A 17,655-nucleotide genomic window follows, 5' to 3' on the forward strand; every position below is an offset into this window, starting at 1 on the left:
ACTCAATACTGCGTCACTTCGCCGCAGATGGCACCCGTTGGTCTCACGACACGGGGTGGAACGCGTCTCACGCCTGTTGCAACGGCTCACACACGATCACCGGGATGACTCGATCCGTCCAGGCTTGGTAGTTGTCGAAGTCGGCGTACATCGCCGTCAATTTCGGCCACAGCGCAGCGCGCTCCTCATCCGTCGCAACGCGGGCCTTCATCGACCGGGTCCGCGACTTGATCTGCACCGTCACCACGGGATCGGCCTTGACGTTGAGGTACCACATCGGGTTCTTGGGGAGCCCGCCTTGCGACGCCACCAGAATCACGTTGTCGCTGTCCTCGAGAAACAGCAACGGACTGATGCGCTCCTCGCCGGATTTGCGGCCCGTTGTGGTGAGCAGGCAGATCGGCAGTCCGCGTCGAAACGCACTGCCGACCCGCCACGTGCTGCCCAGCTTTCCACCAGTCGCTCGATACATCGCGACGTTTGCCTTCGACATCCACTTGATGATGGTGACCGTCGCCGGTGCGTCGAGTCCCTTGGGTTTAACTGGGGGAGTGCTCATTTCAGATGCGCTCGATGATCGTGCCGGTTGCCAGTGCGCCGCCGGCGCACATCGTGATCAACGCGGTGGAACCGTCACGACGCTCGAGTTCGTGCAGAGCGGTCGTAATCAACCGCGAGCCGGTGCTGCCGACGGGGTGTCCGAGAGCGAGGGCGCCGCCGTTGACGTTGACCTTGTCGAAGTCCGGTCCGTGAACCTGAGCCCAGGACAGCGCGACCGCGGCAAATGCTTCATTGACCTCGAACAGATCGAGATCGCCGATCTTCATGCCGCTCTTCTCGAGGACCTTGGTCGTGGCCTGCACCGGGCCGTCGAGGTGGAACTCGGTTTCGGCGCCGACGAGAGCCTGCGAGATGATGCGGGCACGGGGCTTGAGGCCGAGCGCGCGAGCCTTGTCCTCGTCCATCAACAGGATGGCGGCTGCGCCGTCGGAAATCTGCGAAGACGTTCCGGCAGTGTGGATTGCGCCTTCCATGACCGGCTTCAAGCGAGCCAGTGCTTCTGTCGTCGTATCGCGCAGACCCTGATCGCGGTTGACCAGCTTGGTCTCGCCCGTCAGGTTTCCTTCCTTGTCGATCTGGGGTGCGGAAAGTTCGAGCACCTCACGGTCGAAGCGGCCTTCGTCCCAAGCTTGCTTTGCCAGTGCCTGCGAGCGGACACCGAGGGCATCGAGGTCGTCGCGGGTCAGTCCGCGTCGACGCGCGATGCGCTCGGCAGCTTCGAACTGGGCCGGCAGGTCGACGTCCCACGAAGCCGGACGACGGGGGCCGGCTTTGTCGCCGACGTTTGCTCCGAGGGGAACCTGGCTCATTGCTTCGACGCCACAGGCGACGCCTGCGTCGATAGCGCCGGTGGCGATCAGGCCGGCGATCAAGTGGTTGGCCTGCTGCGCAGATCCACACTGGCAGTCGACGGTGGTGGCACCGGTCTGCCAGGGCAGTCCGGCATGCAGCCAAGCGGTGCGTGTGATGTTGTTGGACTGCGCGCCGGCCTGCGTGACACAGCCGCCGATGACCTGCTCGATCAGCATCGGGTCGATTCCCGAACGCTCGAGGACACCCTTCTGTGCTGCGCCGAGGATCTCGGCCGCATGAACGCCGGCGAGCCAACCTCCACGCTTTCCGATGGGGGTGCGAACGGCCTCGACGATTACTGGGTTGCCCATAGTGGGGCTCCTTTCCTTGTTATGAAAAGTAGAACAAGTTCTCTGCTGGAAGCAAGACCTGACTACCTTTCCTTCCCTAGTAAGCAGGGTTGTGTTTCAATGTAAGTAGAACGTGTTACACATCACGGATACGCATCACCCCCGGTGATGAAAAGGCTCAGGCTAGGAGAGACGTAGTGGCACAGCCCGCATTGCCCGAGGGATTCGACTTCACGGACCCTGATATCTACGCGGATCGGATGCCTTTCGAGGAATTCGCCGAACTGCGGAAGACCGCCCCCGTGTGGTGGAACCCGCAGCCGCCCGAGGTCGGTGGATTCCAGGACGAGGGTTACTGGGTCGTCAGCCGGAACGAAGACGTCCGCGACGTCTCGCAGCGCAACGACGTCTTCTCGACGCACGAGAACACCGCGATTCCGCGCTTCGCAGACGACATCCCGCGTGAGAACGTCGAGATGCAGCGCTTCATCCTCATCAACAAGGATGCTCCGGAACACACCAAGCTTCGCAAGCTGGTTTCCCGCGGCTTCACGCCTCGGGCCATTAACAGCCTGCGTGACGAGCTCACCGAGCGTGCCGAGAAGATTGTGAAGGCGGCCGCCGAGAGCGGTGCCGGCGACTTCGTCACCCAGGTCGCTTCGGAGCTTCCGCTTCAGGCAATCGCGGAACTTCTCGGTGTGCCGCAAGAAGACCGCGTGAAGCTCTTCGACTGGTCCAACCAGATGACGTCGTACGACGACCCCGAGTTCGACATCGATCCGAACGTCGCATCCATGGAGATCCTCGGCTACGCCTACCAGATGGCCGACGCGCGCAAGAAGTGCCCGGCTGACGATATCGTCACCAAGCTCATCGAAGCTGACATCGACGGAAATGAGCTCTCCCCAGAGGAATTCGGCTTCTTCGTGATCCTGCTCGCGGTCGCGGGCAACGAGACCACTCGCAATGCCATCACACACGGCATGGTCGCGTTCCTCGACAATCCCGACCAGTGGGAGCTGTACAAGAAGGAACGGCCGAAGACCGCTGCTGACGAGATCGTTCGTTGGGCAACCCCGGTTACGTCCTTCCAGCGCACCGCGCTCGAGGACACCGAGGTCGGTGGCCAGAAGATCAAGAAGGGCGACCGCGTAGTGATGATGTACGCGTCGGCCAACTTTGACGAAGAAGCCTTCGAGAACCCGACGAAGTTCGACATCATGCGCGATCCCAATCCGCATGTCGGCTTCGGTGGCACCGGTGCGCACTACTGCGTCGGCGCGAACCTTGCACGCCTCGAAATCGATCTGATTTTCAATGCGATTGCCGACCACCTTCCGGACATCACCCGGCTCGGAGACCCCCGTCGCCTGCGTTCCGGTTGGCTCAACGGCATCAAAGAGTTTCAGGTTGATTACAAGACTGCCGGTTGTCCGGTTAAGCACTGAAACTAGCTCTATACTGAGTTAGTAACCGGCGAGTAGGTTTGTGTAGGTCGCGGGAGCAACGTTTATCGCTCCCGCCTACACAGAACTACATCTGAACGTTTCGGATGGCCCTTAGTCGGGTAATTCGGAACTAGGGCGGCGTCTGTGGGATCCCTCATCTCCCGCAGGCGCCGCTTTTGTAGTTCCAATCGGCCCTTGGAGTTTCAGCCGCCGTACGGTTTGGTGATGGCTTCGAGGAAATGGCCCGACGGGTCGAGGAAGTACACGCCGCGTCCACCGTCGTTGGTGTTGAAGCCGGTGCTCGACTGGCGTGGATCCGCCCAGTGATCAAGTTTCAAGTCTGTGATCCGCTGGTAGATACCGTCGAAGTCCTTCTCGGAGACCAAGAATGCGTAGTGCTGAGGCGCTATCTCGGCGTCCTTCTCAACCTGGACGAAATCCAAGGAAACTCGATGATCGAGCGCGACGGCAAGAAAGTGCCCAACCTCTACCGGGCCGGGCAGGCCGAACATGTGGGTGAAGAACCATGCCGACTCTTGACGGTCTTGTGCGGCAACAATGGTGTGGTTGAACGAAATGGTCATCTGTCGACCCCTTGAAGTACGACGCCTCCATGCCTGGCGCAGTCCGCCATCGACACGCGACGTTGATACCCAGGAAACCATTTCGGCCCTTGCAGCGCAACCTCGTACGGCCCCGGTCCATGACCGGGGCCGTACGAAGTTGCTGTCGATTCAGACCTTGCGAGCAGTCTTCGAGTTGTCGATTCAGACCTTGCGAGCAGTCTTCATTGCACGATCAACTTCCCAGAACGCACGCAACGACTGGATCTTTCCCTCGTCGTTGACGCGATAGACGAAGACGCCCTCGGCGTCAATCATCATGCCGCCGACACTGGTCCGGATCTTCCCGATGTTGACGTTCTCATTGCCGCACACCAGAGAATCGTCGATGAGGAACTCGAGCGAATCGGCGGTGGCGATGGTCATGTCGTAGAACTTGGAGATGGCTTCGCGGCCGTGGTGGCCCTTGCCTTCGGGATCGAAACCCGAAGGGCCGACGGGATCTTCGACCCAGCCGTCCTCGGCGAAGAGTGCAAGCCACTCGTCCTTGTTCTTGGCGATTGCCGCAGCGCGGGAGGCGTTGCCGGCGACGCGGGCGGGGTGCTCAGTGGTCATCGTGTCCCTTACTTGATGTACTGGTCGGCGAACTTGCGCAATGATTCCTGCTTGGCTTCGAGCGGAGCATCAAACGCGATGCCGTCGAAAGCCCAAGGAACCGTGATGATGTCGGTCACTCCGGCCTCTTCGAGTTCGGCGTAACCGGACTTGCCGAAGCGGTCGATGCACACGGTCTGGATCTCGAACGGCTCGTTCTCGCGGCCGTATTCGGTGCGAAGCTCTTTCAGTCGTGCGATGACGCCGACCAGATCGTCGAACTTGATCATCGCCGACGTCCACCCGTCGCCGACGCGAGCGGCACGCTTGAGTGCCACCTCGGTGTGCCCGCCGACATAGAACGGAACAGGTTTGGTGGGTGTCGGGCTCATCTGGAGACGATCGAAATCGAAGAATTCGCCATGGTATTCGACCATCCCGCCGCTGAGGATGAGCTTGATGACGTCGATCATTTCGTCGACACGAGCGCCGCGACGCTTGTACGGAGCCCCGCACCACTCGAACTCTTCCGGCGCCCAACCGATTCCGACGCCGAAGCCGAATCGGTTGTTCGTCAGTGCGGCAACCGATCCGACCTGGCGAGCCAGGAGGACGGGATTGCGGCTACCGAGCTTGAGTACCTGCGTGTAGAACTCGATCTTCTCGGTGACAGCGCCCATGGCGGCGGCAGCGATGAGTGGATCAACCCAGGGGGTCTCGGCATTCCACATCCGAGACCCGTCCGGGGTGTACGGGTAGTCCGCCGTCTGGGTTTCCATAAAGAACAGTGAATCCGGCAGAGCAATCGACGAGTAGCCGCACTCCTCAGCGGTTTTGGCAATACCGGGCAGCTGATCCAGGGGGATCATGGCAACCCCGACGGTGAACTTCATATTGACTACCCCTTAGTTGGTGGGGCGATCGGAACCGACCACCCACATCGAGAAGTACTGCGAACCTCCGCCGTACGCATGACCGAGGGCCTTACGCGCGCCGGCTACCTGGTGTGCGCCTGCGCGACCCATGACCTGGATGGCAGATTCAGCGAAACGAATCATGCCCGAAGCGCCGATCGGGTTGGACGAGAGAACGCCACCCGACGCGTTGACGGGCAGCTTGCCGCCGATCGCGGTCTCGCCGGCCTCGCTCAGTTTCCACCCTTCACCTTCGGCTGCGAAGCCGAGGTTCTCGAGCCACATCGGCTCGAACCAGGAGAACGGCACATAGATTTCGGCGCAGTCGATCTCGTTGATCGGATCGGTGATACCGGCGGCTTTCCACAGCGCTGCCGCGGCGTCGCGGCCGGCCTGCGGGTTCACCTGGTCGCGTCCGGCGAAGAACGTCGGTTCGGTGCGCATGGCCGTGGCATGGATCCAGGCCACGGTGCGACCGTCAGCTTCGGCCTCGGCGGCAGCTTCTTCGTTGCCGATCACTATCGCGCAAGCGCCGTCCGAGGACGGGCAGGTCTCGTCGAAACGGATCGGGTCCCACAGCATCTGCGAAGCCTGGACGGACTCGGGGGTGATGTCGGGTTGCTTGAGGTGTGCGTACGGATTGATGCTGCCGTTGAGGCGATCCTTCGCCGCGACAATGGAACCGATGTGCGACGGAGCACCCGAGCGGCGGATGTACGAACGGACGTGCGGCGCGAAGTAGCCACCGGCTCCGGCGCCCACGGGCATCAAGAACGGAACGGGAGTGGACAAGGCCCACATTGCATTGGACTCGGACTGCTTCTCCCAAGCGACAGTCAGAACCCGCTTGTGCACACCCGATTTCACCAAACTGGATGCAACGATGGCCGTCGAGCCACCCACCGAACCTGCAGTGTGTACGCGAATGAGCGGTTTTCCGTTGGCGCCCAGAGCATCCGCCATCGCGAGCTCCGGCATCATCGAACCCTCGAACAGGTCAGGGGCCTTGCCGATGACGATCGCGTCGATGTCGTCCCAGCCGACGTGGGCGTCTTCCATAGCGCGGTCGATGGCCTCGCGGACCAGTCCCGCCATGGAGACATCGTGCCGCTTGGCGACATAATGGGTTTGGCCGGTGCCGAGCACGGCTGCGAGTTGAGGCGATCCGGCCATCAGTTACGTCCCTCCAATACTGCTACCAGGTTCTGCTGCAGCGCAGGGCCACTGGTTGCGTGAGCCAACGCGCGGTTTGCGTTGCCGTCGATAATTGCCTTGGCCGCGTAGCCGATTCGTTCCAGCCCGCCGGCAAACATGGCGTTGCCGCTCAGCGAACCACCCGAAGGGTTGATCGCCGTGGCGTCGGTGAGACCGATTGCCTCACGCAGGATCAGCTCCTGGTGGGTGAACGGTGCATGCAGTTCCGCGATGTCGATGTCGGCGACATTGCCGCGCGTCGCAGCTTTGGCTGCCGAAGCGGTAGAGGCCGAGATCGTGAGGTCGCGGCCACCGAGGTTGGGGGAGTCGATCCGATGCTCGATGCCGGTGATCCACGCCGGACGCTCGCACAGGTCGCGGGCGCGATTACCCGAGGCCAGGACGATGGCTGCGGCGCCGTCGGTGATGGGCGCACAATCGTGCATACGCAGCGGATCTGCCAAAAACGGGCTGGCGAGCAGAGATTCGGCGATTACGTCGCCGGAGAGCTGCGCGTTGGGATTGTTCTTCGCGTTACGACGGCTGCGAACGGCAACCTCCGCCATTTCCTCTTCCGTCCACTTGCCGGCGTCGAGACCCAGGCGCGCCTGGAGACCGGCGATAGCGACAGAGTCCGGCCACAGCGGAGCAACAACATACGGATCAAGCTGCATCGCAAGGATTTTGCGCAGATTTCCGGCCGATGACTTGCCGAAGCCGTAGACCAACGCGGTCTCGACCTCGCCGGTCATGATCTTGACCCAGGCCTCGTAGAGAGCCCAAGCAGCATCCATCTCGACGTGAGATTCGTTGATCGGCGGAACTGCGCCGATCGCATCGATTGCGGCGATGAACGAGAATGAGCGACCTGCGAGGTAGTCGGAGGACCCGGAGCACCAGAAACCGATGTCGGTCTTGGTGATTCCCAATTCCGAATACAACTGATCGAAGCAGGGGACGAGCATTTCGACACCATTGGTGGTGCCGGTTGTTTCACGAACGTGTGGGGCCTGCGCGAAGCCCACGACTGCGATGTCGGTCATGTCTGAGCCCTTTACAGATGGTGCTTGTAGGTGTCGTACTCGGCGTCGGGTTCACCCGTCGGCCGGAAGTACTCGATGTTTTCGAGGCCGTAACCCCACTCCTCGCGAGGCTTCCACTTGGCTTCGACGCGCATACCCATTCGCACGTCGGCCGCGTCGCATTCGAGAATCAGGTGTAGGAACGCGATGTCGGCGCCGTCGAGAAGTACGTAGGCCGCGACATAGGGCGGCTTGATCTGCTGTCCGAGGAACGGAACGTTGACGATGCAGAACGTGGTGATGATGCCGCGGTCCGGCAACTCGACCTGCTCGGTGATGGGGCGTCCGTTGGTCGGGTTGGTTCCGCGAGGCGGGATGTAGACCTTGTCGTTGGGGCCGGAGCGGCCACCGATCAGCTTGCCTTCAGCCAACCCGCGCAGGTAGAAACTTTCGCCGAGTGATGCCGTATGCATGAAGTCGAGCGAAATTGGGGTGGTGATCATAGTGACCGGATCCCCTTCGGAATCCAGTGTCGCGACACCATTTTCGGTCTCGCCCGGTTCGAAGCACTCGATATCCTGGATCTGCCCGACACGCTCGGCTGCCCAGCGGGCGCGAACCCGCAGGCCGGTGCTGATCGCATCAGACGAATCGACGTCCACAGCGTGGAGCATCGTGGTATCTGCGCCGTCGAGCTTGATGAGAGCCCACGCAAACGGCTTGGCGAGAGGCTGCCCTTCGAGCGGCTCGGCATTCCACGTCCAGCTCACCACGGTGCCGCCGTCGGAAACTCCGACGAATTCCGTGAGAGGTTCAGCGGTAATCGGATCAAATTCCTGCGGTGGTACAAACACGCGGCCATCGGACCCGAGAGCCCCGATCACCTTGCGATTACGCAGCGCACTCACGAACGCGCCAATGGTCGGACCCGTTGATCGGGTGTAGTTGAATTCCAGCTTTAGTGGTGCGCTCAGTGGCTTCTCTGCCACCCCGCTCTTTCCCATGGTCACAAGATCGAGTAGAACAGGTTCTAGTGAATGTGGCAAGAGTCACGACTGATCACCGGTGATACGGAGGCGCGAGATGAAGCTTGGGTTGCAACTCGGATACTGGGGCGCACAGCCGCCCACGAACGCCCCGGAGTTGATCGAGGCCGCCGAAGGTGCGGGTTTCGACGCCGTCTTCGCCGCCGAATCCTGGGGGTCGGACGCATTCACGCCATTGGCGTGGTGGGGGTCCCGGACCGAGAAGGTCAAACTGGGTACGTCCGTCGTGCAAATTTCCGCACGGACGCCAACGAGCTGCGCGATGCACGCACTCACACTCGACCACCTCAGTGGCGGTCGAACGATCCTGGGGCTGGGAGTATCCGGACCCCAGGTCGTCGAAGGCTGGTATGGCCAACCCTTCGAGAAGCCACTCGCGCGCACTCGCGAATACGTGTCGATCGTCCGCCAGGTTCTCGCCCGTGAGGCGCCCGTGACCAGTGCCGGACCGCACTACCCTCTGCCCTACAACGGACCCGGCAGTTCGGGCCTCGGCAAGCCACTCAAGCCCATTACGCACCCGGTGCGCGCAGACATCCCCATCTGGCTCGGCGCCGAAGGCCCGAAAAACGTTGCGCTCGCGGGAGAAATCGCCGACGGGTGGCTCGCGATCTACTACACCCCGCGCCTCGCACCGATGTACAACAAGTGGCTCGACGAAGGCTTCGCTCGGGAGGGCGCGCGTCGTACCCGCGAAAACTTCGAGGTAGCCGCCACCTGTCAGGTCGTCGTCACCGATGATCGCGCCGCCACCATTGATGCTCTCAAGCCGATGACCGCCCTGTACGTCGGCGGAATGGGCGCCCCGGAGTTGAACTTTCACGCCCAGGTTTACAAGCGGATGGGCTACGAGAAGGAGGTCGACGAGATCGGCCGCCTCTTCATGTCCGGCCGTAAGGAAGAAGCCGCTGCCGTCGTCCCCGACGAAATGGTCACGGAAACCATGATCATCGGCAACATCGACGAGGTACGAGCCGACGTCAAACGCTGGGAGGATGCCGGCGTCACCATGCTGCTGGTGACCTGCCGCAGCGCCGATCATGTGCGGTCATTGGCGGAAGCAGTGCTGGGCTGACGGCAGCGACTATTCCCCAGTATGCCGAAGGGGCGCTAGCTGGATTGTCGGATGCCCACCTTCTTTTGAGCGAACGTACCTTTCGGCGTATCTAAGGCGATCAACGCCACTTTCGCACCACAAAAGTTATCCACAGGCCACTGTAAAACCCCAGGTCGACACATGGGGTGGTGTCTGCGTCTGCACCATGCTGCAACTATGCGTCGAGGAGAATGGGGCCGGGACCCCGACCAGATCTACCGAGCCAGCACAAGTGGCGTGATTCGAACGTCGGAACTTGCGCGACTGAAGGTCTCGAATTCAGCAGTTCACGGACGATGCCGTGCGGGTGGGCCGTGGCAACGGATACTTCCGGGCGTCATCCTGCTTGGAAATGGTCAGCCGACGCCGAGGCAGCGAGCAGTAGCGGCGCTCATGTTCAGTGGCGACGGCGCGATGCTCACTGGCAGATCAGCGCTGTCCGAATACGGGTACCGAAGCAACTCGAGTGATGTACAGGTGCTCATCCCGATGCATCGACGTGCTCAATCGGTGGGATTTGTGGTGGCGGAGCGAACAATTCGATTGCCTGAACCAGTGATGCGGAACGGTGTTCGGTGCGCGCCGTTACCCAGGGCGCTGCTCGATGCTGCACGGCGATGCAAAGCGTTGGATCCCACTCGGTCGCTGATCGCCGAGGTTATTCAGCGCGGTGATGCGTCTGTGCGTGAACTCGCCAAAGAACTGGATGCGGGGAGCTGTCGTGGATCTGCCCTTCCACGCGCGGTGTTGCGTGAGGTGAACGCCAATCTGCACTCCGTCCCCGAAATCGAGGCGAGGGAATTGTGGAGGCGAAGTGGCCTGCCGGAGATGCTCTTCAACCGTGAAATACGGGATGCAGACAGGAAGTTCATCGCAATTCCGGACGGATGGATCGACTCTGTGGCATTCGCCTGGGACATCGATTCACTGGAATGGCATCTGTCGCCGACGGACTACAAGCGCACCGTCGAGCGTCGGACGCGCATGCAAAACGCCGGCATCATCGTGCTGCCGACTGTGCCGAGTGCGCTGCGAACTGACCCGGCGCGGGTGATTGACGACCTTCAACGGCACTACGCGCTGGCCTGCTCCCGTCCACGACCACCGGTGTCAGCCGTCGCGCGATGAACGGAAATCGATACATATCGGATGAAGCGGACCGAAACAGACCGAGCGAACGCACCTTTCGTCGCCTTAGATGCGCCGAAAGGTACGTTCGCTCGGAAAGGGGGGCAGGGGACTGCAGGAGCGCTCAGGCGCCCTTGAAGTTGGGCGCTCGCCTCTCGCCGAAGGCTCGGGGGCCTTCCTTCGCGTCAGCGCTCATGAAGACCGTCTGGCCCAACTTCGAGTCGATCTGGAATGCGGCTTCCTCATGCATTCCCTCGGTGTCGCGGATGGTCTTGAGGATGGCCTGGACGGCGAGAGGGCCGTTGGCAGCGACGAGTTCGGCAAGTTCGAGTGCCTTGTCCAGTGCCTGACCGTCCGGGACGACGTGACCGATGAGGCCCATTTCCTTGGCTTCGGACGCCTTGATGTGGCGGCCGGTCAGCAGGATGTCAGCAGCAATCGTGTACGGAATCTGGCGGACCAGACGCACTGCGGAGCCGCCCATGGGGAAGAGGCCCCACTTGGCTTCGGAGACACCGAACTTGGCGCTCTCGCCGGCAACGCGAATGTCGGTGCCCTGAAGGATTTCGGTGCCGCCCGCGATGGCAGCGCCCTCGACGGCGGCGATGAGAGGCTTGGTGAGGCGACGACCCTTGAGGAGACCCTCGATCTTGGACATGTCGACTCCGCCCTCGGCGAAGGCGTCTCCGGGGGGCTTGGCGGCCATGTTCTTGAGATCAGCTCCGGCGCAGAAATCGCCGCCGGCTCCGGTGAGGACGGCGACGCGAATGTCGGGGTCGTTGTCGACCTGATTCCACGCGTCGACCATGATCGCCATCATCTCGCCGGTGATGGCGTTCTTACGTTCGGGGCGGTTCATGGTGATGATCAGGACGTGACCGCGCTTCTCGACGAGGGCGTGCGGCGCTGTTTCCGACGTGTCGGATTTTTCGGTCGTCGTTGAGGACACTGATGACTCCTGGGCGGTTTGTGAGCTGGCTCTCAAATTGGGTCTTGCCAGAAACGGTAACACGTTCTACTTTGAACGGTGTGGCCCTTAACATCGCAGACTTCGTAGAGCACTCGATCGACCTCAATCCGGACCGGGTGGCACTGGTCTCCGATGCCGGAGAGGTGACATACGCGCAACTGGAAGACCGTGCCAACAGGCTCGGTCACTACCTGCTCGAACATGGCGTCAAGCCAGGTGACAAGGTCGGCATCTACTGCCGCAACGTCCCCGAGGCCATCGAAGCCATGGTTGCAGTCTTCAAGATCCGGGCGGTGATGGTCAACATCAACTACCGCTACGTCGAGAACGAGTTGCAATACATCTTCGACAATTCGGACATGGTTGCTCTGGTTGCAGAACGTCGCTACGCCGACAAGATCGCAAATGTCCTTCCGAACAGCCCCCTCGTCAAGTCTGTCGTCGTCGTCGAAGACGGCACCGATATCGACTACTCGTCGTTCGGCATCGAATACGAAGCAGCTCTGGCGCAGAGTTCAGGTGAGCGTGATTTCGGGCCGCGCAGCAACGACGACATCTTCATGCTCTACACCGGTGGCACGACTGGTAACCCGAAGGGCGTCATGTGGCGTCACGAGGACTGGTGGCGCGTACTCGGCGGCGGAATCAACTTCGTCACCGGCGTTCCCGTCGAAGACGAGTACGAGATGGCGAAGGTCGGCGCTGCCAACCCGAGCATGATTCGCTACCCGATCCCGCCGATGATTCACGGTGGTTCGCAGTCGGCTGTCTTCCACAGCCTTTTCGGCGGCGGAACACTTCTGATGCACCCGGAGTTCGACGCACACGAGGTGTGGAAGAACATCGACAAGTACAAGATCAACCTGATCTTCATCACCGGCGACGCAATGGGCCGTCCGATGCTCGACGCTCTGATCGCCGGAAACCCCGAAACCGGTGAACCGTACGATCTTTCGACGCTGTACGTGATGGCCAGCAGTGCTGCGCTGTTCTCTCCGAGCATCCAGGAGCAGTTCCTCGAATTGCTTCCCAACCGTCTGCTTACCGACTCGATCGGCTCTTCCGAGACCGGTTTCGGTGGCCTGGCAGTACTCGCCAAGGGTCAGAAGCACACCGGCGGTCCGACGGTCAAGATCGATGCCTCCACAACGGTTCTCGACGACGAGGGCAACGAGGTCGAGCCTGGTTCCGGCAAGCGCGGAATGCTTGCGCGCAAGGGCAACATCCCGCTCGGCTACTACAAGGACGAAGTCAAGACAGCAGAAACGTTCCGCACGATCAACGGTGTGCGGTACTCGATCCCGGGTGACTACGCACAGGTCGAAGCCGACGGCACGGTCACGATGCTCGGCCGCGGTTCGGTATCGATCAACAGTGGTGGCGAGAAGGTTTACCCGGAAGAGGTTGAAGGCGCACTGAAGTCGCACCCCGACATCTTCGACGTGCTTGTCGTCGGCGTTCCGGACGAGCGATTCGGTCAGCGCGTTGCTGCGGTTATCCAGGTCCGTGAAGGTACGTCGCCGACACTGCGTGACATTGCCACTGCGGCTCGCAAAGAGATTGCCGGATACAAGATTCCGCGCAGCGTGTGGTTCGTGGACCAGGTCAAGCGCAACCCGGCGGGCAAGCCCGATTACCGTTGGGCCAAGGCCGAAACCGAGTCGCGTGAGGCCGATGACCACAACGGCAATGGTGCTTCCGAGGCAGCAACAGCAGAAAGTGTAGACGCCTGATGCGATCTGACCTGGCCGACAAGTTCGGCGTCGAATATCCGATCGTCGGCTTCACGCCGTCGGAACATGTTGCGGCAGCTATCAGTCGCGCGGGCGGCCTGGGAGTACTTGGCTGCGTTCGGTTCAACGATCCGGCAGAACTCGAAGCAGTACTGACCTGGATGGACGAGAACACCGACGGTAAGCCGTACGGCGTCGACATCGTCATGCCGGCAAAGGTTCCCACCGAGGGTGGCGCTGTCGATCTCGACAAGCTGATCCCGGCGGAGCACCGGGCCTTCGTCGATCGCACACTCGCAGACCTCGGAGTACCGCCGCTGTCCGATGATGTCGAGCACAACACCGGCACGTTGGGCTGGCTGCACTCGGTGGCACGTTCGCACGTCGATGTCGCGCTGGGCCACCGGATTGCCCTGATCGCGAACGCGCTCGGCTCACCGCCGAAGGACGTCATCGATCAGGCTCACGCCAAGGGTGTGCCGGTCGCAGCTCTGGCAGGAACCGTCGAACATGCTCGTCGCCACGTCGAGAACGGTGTAGACATCGTGATCGCTCAGGGCTACGAGGCGGGCGGGCACACCGGCGAGATCGCATCGATGGTGTTGGTTCCCGAAATCGTCGACGCACTAGGCGACAGTGCGCCTGTGTTGGCTGCCGGTGGTATCGGCAGTGGGCGTCAGGTTGCGGCAGCGTTGGCCTTGGGTGCCCAGGGCGTCTGGATGGGGTCGTACTGGCTCACCACGTCCGAGTACAAGCTGGGCAGCGCTTCCGGTGAGGGCCCGTCGGCCATTCAGCGGGCACTGCTCAAGGCGACGTCGTCGGATACGGTGCGTTCACGGATCTACTCGGGCAAGCCCGCGCGGTTGCTCAAGACGAAGTGGACCGAGGCTTGGTCCAAGCCCGACGCACCGGATGCTCTGCCGATGCCGTTGCAGAATCTTCTGGTCAGTGATGCGCATCAACGTATTTCGGCCTCGGATAACCCTGACGTCGTGGCAATGCCCGTCGGTCAGATCGTGGGACGGATGAACGAGATCCGCCCGGTCGCCGAAGTCATGGCCGAGCTGGTTTCCGGATTCGAGGAAGCGCGAGCACGCCTGGATTCCATGAAGTAAGCAGCGCTCTGAAGCACATGAGAGGCCCTCGACCGGGAAATCGGTCGAGGGCCTCTCATGTGTAGTTTCAGCCGGCTAAATCGTCAGGTCCGACGCTGTCCGACAACCATTCCCCGCGACTGAGCACGCCGTCGTCGCGGCGACGTGCAATCACGAAGATAACCAGGGCTGCAGCAGCAACGAGCGCAAGGATGCGTGATGGTGTCAGGTTCGGATTCTTCATAGATGTAATTTTGCCTCGAGAACCGCCGGCGTGGGGGAGAGAGTGTCGTAAATCTATCCAGGCACCCACTACTGAGTCGACAGTGCGGCGTCCACGCGAATCTTTTCGAGGGTGAGGGCCCGCTCCGGCGTGAGTAATTGGAAGTCCTTTTCGCCCCGCTGACGGATCCACACCGGATCGGTGGTGTTCCACCGTTCGGCGCTCTGGGTTCGAGTGACTACCTTGAACGTCGCGGTTCGTGGGAATTCGCTACAGACCCGAATGAGGGTGGGTTTCTGTTTCGGGCCGAGTTCGGGACGCGAATCTATGTAGGCGGCAACCGCTTCGGGGTCGAAGTTCGAGACATCGCCCACCGGGATCACCGACACCATGACGCGGTCTCCGACATCACTGTCCGGAACGGCGTAGACGGAGACATGCGCAAACCCGGGGAACCCGGTTAGTGCGCGCTCGATGGGCGCCGCGCCGATGTTCTCACCGTCGACGCGCAGCCAACCCGAACTGCGGCCGGCGAAGTAGACGTAGCCGTCGGCGTCGGCGTAGGCGAGGTCGCCACTCCAGTACTGGCCGCCGCGCATGCGCTCGGCGTCGGCTTCGGGATTCTTGTAGTAGCCGGCGAAGGTGCCCGGTCCGCTGACGTTGACCATTTCGCCGGTTGCCTCGTCGGCGTTGGTGATTCGGCCGTCGGAGTCGAATTGTGCAGGCGGGCAGGGAACTCCGGTGTCGGGATGGAGGATCTTCACGCTGTCCGGCAACAGTCCGAGGGCGCCGGCGCGGGGAACCGGCGCCGCACCGATCGAAACGCCACCTTCAGTGGAACCGAAGCCGTCGATGACACGCGCGCCGAAGCGTCGGACGAACGTGGCGACCGCTGGAGCTGAGCCTTCGTTGCCGTACATGATCTTGAGCGTGTTGTCGTGATCGTCAGGCTGCTCGGGAGTCGATGCAATGAACGAGAGAGGTTTACCGACGTAGTTGGAAAACGTGATCCCGAACTTGCGGACGTCGGGCAGAAAACCTGAGGCAGAGAACTTGCGACGCATGCCAATTGCGCACTTGCGGTGAAGTGCGATCGCCCAGGCAGCCATGATGGCATTGGAGTGGAACATGGGCATCGCCATGTAGACGACATCTTCCGGCCCGAGCCCGAAACGATCACCGAGCATGATCGCGGGACCCGCGATCTTGTGGTGGGTGCAGCGGACAGCCTTGGGGTCGCCGCTCGTTCCGGAGGTGAAGATGAGCATCAGGAGGTCGTCGGGTGCTGCAGCAACAGGGCGTTGCGGCGAATCGACGAAAGGTGCCAGCAGTTCCTGCCACTGCGGTGAATCCACATTGAAGACACGAACATCGCCGAGATCGACACCGTCGAGCAGATGAGCCTGACTGTCTTCGGTAAAGATGATCTGGCAGTCGGAGAGTTCGACGTCGCGAGCCAATGCGGGGCCACGCCGGGTGGTGTTGAGTCCGGCTGCGACGGTGCCGGAAAATGCTGCGGCACCGAGCAGAAGTGAGAACTCCGGAATGTTGTCCATCAACAGCCCGAAGTGTCGGGGGCTGTCGTGATCGAGAAGTGAATCGAGCAAGGCGGCGCGGTCGAACGAGTACTGAATGTGCTCACGCCAACTGAGGACCTGATCCTCGAAGCTGATGCCGTACGTGTCGATCTCGCTGACTCCGAGGAGTAGATCGGAAACAGTGGGGCTCTCACTCATAACTGCATCATTGTCGTTTCGTCGAGGATCAGGTCGGTAGTTTCCACTCGGTGGGACGAATCAAGCGGGAACGCTTGCCAATTCCTTACCGAGAATGCGCAACTGGTCGGTGGCGCTTCCCAGGAAGAACTCTTGGCGCTTGGCCGCGAGGAAGTACCGGTGAACCGGGTGGTCCTCGTCCAGTCCGACGCCGCCGTGAACGTGAACAGCGGTGTGCGCGACTCGATGCCCGGCGTCGGCTGCCCAGAACTTGGCGGTCTGGACTGCCTCAGCGGCCGGTAGGCCTTCACTCAGGCGCCAGGCAGCAGCCCACAGCGTCAGTCGAACGCCCTTGACGTCGATATATCCGTCGGCGAGGCGCTGCGCTACAGCCTGGAAACTGCCGATCGGACGGCCGAACTGTACTCGCTCGCGTGCGTACTCGGCGGTCAGCTTCAGCGCCTGATCAAGGACGCCGTATTGGTAGGCACTGGAACCGAGTCGTGCGCGTTCGACGATCCAGTCGGTGATCTCGGCGCCCTGAGCCGGCGAGCCGAGGACTCGGGCGTCGGAAAGCTGGACCGAATCGAAGTCGACCTGGCCGACGCTGCCGAAATCGACCACGGACTCGCGTGTGATCGAGACTCCGGAATCGCTGGGCTGCACCAGGAATACGACAACGCCGTCGTCGGTCAGAGCCGGTACCAGGAAGAGATCGGCGACCGGTGCGCTGTCGACGATGATCTTGGATCCCTGGAGGGTCCAACCGTCGGCGGTCCGGGAAGCGCGGGTGGTCGGAAGGGCCGGATTGTCGTTGAACTCCTCGGCCAATGCTGCCGTGAGAATCTTTTCGCCGGAAGCCGCAGGTGCGGCCCACTCGGTGCGTTGTGCGTCGTCGCCGAATTCTGCAATTGCGCTGGCAGACGTCATGATCGAGGTCAAGAAGGGCACAGCGGCTACGCCGCGGCCCAATTCGACCAGGATGCTGCACTGCTCGAGGACTCCGAATCCGTCGCCGCCTACCGACTCCGGTAGTGCGGCGCTGAGCACGCCGGAGGACGCGAGGGTGGTCCAGAGGGCCAGATCGGTCCGGTCTTCGGCTGCGTCGAGTACCCGCAGGCGATCATTGGTGACCAGTTCGCTGACAATTCCGCGGGTGAGGCCGGCCAGATCGTTCTGGGCCTCTGTCAAGGTGAAATCCATGTCTCGAAC

17 protein-coding genes are annotated in these 17,655 nt (G+C 61.7%); 5 read left to right on the forward strand and 12 right to left on the reverse strand.

All coding sequences use genetic code 11. The annotated features are described in order from the left end of the window. Positions 1-67: 67 nt before the first annotated feature. Together BDB13_RS07920 and BDB13_RS07925 are read right to left on the reverse strand one after the other, a co-directional pair. Positions 68-559, reverse strand: a complete 492-nt coding sequence (locus tag BDB13_RS07920) for a nitroreductase family deazaflavin-dependent oxidoreductase (RefSeq protein ID WP_094271152.1) — start codon at positions 557-559, stop codon at positions 68-70. A 1-nt stretch (position 560) separates the two neighbouring features. Then, positions 561-1,724 (reverse strand): steroid 3-ketoacyl-CoA thiolase, encoded by a 1,164-nt coding sequence (locus BDB13_RS07925; RefSeq protein ID WP_094271153.1) that lies wholly within the window; start codon positions 1,722-1,724, stop codon positions 561-563. 176 nt (positions 1,725-1,900) lie between these two features. On the opposite strand from BDB13_RS07925, the gene BDB13_RS07930 reads away from it, so the two are divergent. Next, positions 1,901-3,151: a cytochrome P450 gene (locus BDB13_RS07930; protein WP_094271154.1), complete on the forward strand. Its 1,251-nt coding sequence runs from the start codon at positions 1,901-1,903 to the stop codon at positions 3,149-3,151. Between the two features lie 203 nt (positions 3,152-3,354). Here the strand turns inward: BDB13_RS07930 and BDB13_RS07935 are convergent, their stop codons facing one another. From BDB13_RS07935 to BDB13_RS07960, 6 genes are all read right to left on the reverse strand, one after another. Continuing rightward, positions 3,355-3,735: a VOC family protein gene (locus BDB13_RS07935; protein ID WP_094271155.1), complete on the reverse strand. Its 381-nt coding sequence runs from the start codon at positions 3,733-3,735 to the stop codon at positions 3,355-3,357. A 183-nt stretch (positions 3,736-3,918) separates the two neighbouring features. Next, the gene (locus tag BDB13_RS07940; RefSeq protein WP_094271156.1) at positions 3,919-4,329 is read right to left on the reverse strand and encodes a nuclear transport factor 2 family protein; all 411 of its coding nucleotides are present in this window, start codon (positions 4,327-4,329) and stop codon (positions 3,919-3,921) included. 8 nt (positions 4,330-4,337) lie between these two features. Continuing rightward, positions 4,338-5,201: a TIGR03619 family F420-dependent LLM class oxidoreductase gene (locus BDB13_RS07945; protein WP_094271157.1), complete on the reverse strand. Its 864-nt coding sequence runs from the start codon at positions 5,199-5,201 to the stop codon at positions 4,338-4,340. Between the two features lie 12 nt (positions 5,202-5,213). After that, entirely contained in the window at positions 5,214-6,395 is a 1,182-nt protein-coding gene (locus tag BDB13_RS07950) for a thiolase domain-containing protein (RefSeq protein WP_094271158.1), read from the reverse strand. Continuing rightward, the gene (locus BDB13_RS07955) at positions 6,395-7,459 is read right to left on the reverse strand and encodes a thiolase domain-containing protein (RefSeq protein ID WP_094271159.1); all 1,065 of its coding nucleotides are present in this window, start codon (positions 7,457-7,459) and stop codon (positions 6,395-6,397) included. The genes BDB13_RS07950 and BDB13_RS07955 overlap by 1 nt, the downstream gene beginning before the upstream one ends. Before the next feature lie 11 nt (positions 7,460-7,470). Continuing rightward, positions 7,471-8,442: a Zn-ribbon domain-containing OB-fold protein gene (locus tag BDB13_RS07960; protein WP_094271160.1), complete on the reverse strand. Its 972-nt coding sequence runs from the start codon at positions 8,440-8,442 to the stop codon at positions 7,471-7,473. A 79-nt stretch (positions 8,443-8,521) separates the two neighbouring features. Between BDB13_RS07960 and BDB13_RS07965 the strand changes: the two genes are divergently transcribed. Together BDB13_RS07965 and BDB13_RS07970 are read left to right on the forward strand one after the other, a co-directional pair. Next, positions 8,522-9,559 (forward strand): LLM class F420-dependent oxidoreductase, encoded by a 1,038-nt coding sequence (locus BDB13_RS07965; RefSeq protein WP_094271161.1) that lies wholly within the window; start codon positions 8,522-8,524, stop codon positions 9,557-9,559. Positions 9,560-9,757: 198 nt separating this feature from the next. Continuing rightward, a complete protein-coding gene (locus BDB13_RS07970; RefSeq protein ID WP_094274768.1) occupies positions 9,758-10,708 on the forward strand; it encodes a hypothetical protein in 951 nt (316 codons plus the stop codon). A gap of 124 nt (positions 10,709-10,832) precedes the next feature. On the opposite strand, the gene BDB13_RS07975 is transcribed toward BDB13_RS07970, so the two are convergent. Then, positions 10,833-11,657, reverse strand: coding sequence for a crotonase/enoyl-CoA hydratase family protein (locus tag BDB13_RS07975; RefSeq protein WP_094271162.1), 825 nt, complete (start codon positions 11,655-11,657; stop codon positions 10,833-10,835). Positions 11,658-11,737: 80 nt separating this feature from the next. On the opposite strand from BDB13_RS07975, the gene BDB13_RS07980 reads away from it, so the two are divergent. Both BDB13_RS07980 and BDB13_RS07985 read left to right on the forward strand, forming a co-directional pair. Next, entirely contained in the window at positions 11,738-13,411 is a 1,674-nt protein-coding gene (locus tag BDB13_RS07980; protein WP_094271163.1) for an acyl-CoA synthetase, read from the forward strand. After that, positions 13,411-14,526: an NAD(P)H-dependent flavin oxidoreductase gene (locus tag BDB13_RS07985; protein ID WP_094271164.1), complete on the forward strand. Its 1,116-nt coding sequence runs from the start codon at positions 13,411-13,413 to the stop codon at positions 14,524-14,526. Before BDB13_RS07980 ends, BDB13_RS07985 begins: the two co-directional genes overlap by 1 nt. 67 nt (positions 14,527-14,593) lie before the next feature. Here the strand turns inward: BDB13_RS07985 and BDB13_RS32065 are convergent, their stop codons facing one another. From BDB13_RS32065 to BDB13_RS07995, 3 genes are all read right to left on the reverse strand, one after another. Further along, complete coding sequence (locus BDB13_RS32065; protein ID WP_169632010.1) at positions 14,594-14,749, reverse strand: hypothetical protein; 156 nt, start codon at positions 14,747-14,749, stop codon at positions 14,594-14,596. 68 nt (positions 14,750-14,817) lie between these two features. Further along, positions 14,818-16,464, reverse strand: a complete 1,647-nt coding sequence (locus BDB13_RS07990) for a long-chain-fatty-acid--CoA ligase (RefSeq protein ID WP_094271165.1) — start codon at positions 16,462-16,464, stop codon at positions 14,818-14,820. 60 nt (positions 16,465-16,524) lie between these two features. Next, positions 16,525-17,646 (reverse strand): acyl-CoA dehydrogenase family protein, encoded by a 1,122-nt coding sequence (locus BDB13_RS07995; RefSeq protein ID WP_094271166.1) that lies wholly within the window; start codon positions 17,644-17,646, stop codon positions 16,525-16,527. Positions 17,647-17,655: the final 9 nt, after the last annotated feature.

This window comes from Rhodococcus sp. OK302 (assembly GCF_002245895.1).
Classification (GTDB): domain Bacteria; phylum Actinomycetota; class Actinomycetes; order Mycobacteriales; family Mycobacteriaceae; genus Rhodococcus_F.

What these genes read in the sequence shown, in the direction of transcription:
- BDB13_RS07920 (WP_094271152.1), bottom strand. Translation starts at nt 559, where the DNA reads ATGAGCACTCCCCCAGTTAAACCCAAGGGACTCGACGCACCGGCGACG.
- BDB13_RS07925 (WP_094271153.1), bottom strand. Translation starts at nt 1,724, where the DNA reads ATGGGCAACCCAGTAATCGTCGAGGCCGTTCGCACCCCCATCGGAAAG.
- BDB13_RS07935 (WP_094271155.1), bottom strand. Translation starts at nt 3,735, where the DNA reads ATGACCATTTCGTTCAACCACACCATTGTTGCCGCACAAGACCGTCAA.
- BDB13_RS07940 (WP_094271156.1), bottom strand. Translation starts at nt 4,329, where the DNA reads ATGACCACTGAGCACCCCGCCCGCGTCGCCGGCAACGCCTCCCGCGCT.
- BDB13_RS07945 (WP_094271157.1), bottom strand. Translation starts at nt 5,201, where the DNA reads ATGAAGTTCACCGTCGGGGTTGCCATGATCCCCCTGGATCAGCTGCCC.
- BDB13_RS07950 (WP_094271158.1), bottom strand. Translation starts at nt 6,395, where the DNA reads ATGGCCGGATCGCCTCAACTCGCAGCCGTGCTCGGCACCGGCCAAACC.
- BDB13_RS07955 (WP_094271159.1), bottom strand. Translation starts at nt 7,459, where the DNA reads ATGACCGACATCGCAGTCGTGGGCTTCGCGCAGGCCCCACACGTTCGT.
- BDB13_RS07960 (WP_094271160.1), bottom strand. Translation starts at nt 8,442, where the DNA reads ATGGGAAAGAGCGGGGTGGCAGAGAAGCCACTGAGCGCACCACTAAAG.
- BDB13_RS07965 (WP_094271161.1), top strand. Translation starts at nt 8,522, where the DNA reads ATGAAGCTTGGGTTGCAACTCGGATACTGGGGCGCACAGCCGCCCACG.
- BDB13_RS07970 (WP_094274768.1), top strand. Translation starts at nt 9,758, where the DNA reads ATGCGTCGAGGAGAATGGGGCCGGGACCCCGACCAGATCTACCGAGCC.
- BDB13_RS07985 (WP_094271164.1), top strand. Translation starts at nt 13,411, where the DNA reads ATGCGATCTGACCTGGCCGACAAGTTCGGCGTCGAATATCCGATCGTC.
- BDB13_RS32065 (WP_169632010.1), bottom strand. Translation starts at nt 14,749, where the DNA reads ATGAAGAATCCGAACCTGACACCATCACGCATCCTTGCGCTCGTTGCT.
- BDB13_RS07990 (WP_094271165.1), bottom strand. Translation starts at nt 16,464, where the DNA reads ATGAGTGAGAGCCCCACTGTTTCCGATCTACTCCTCGGAGTCAGCGAG.
- BDB13_RS07995 (WP_094271166.1), bottom strand. Translation starts at nt 17,646, where the DNA reads ATGGATTTCACCTTGACAGAGGCCCAGAACGATCTGGCCGGCCTCACC.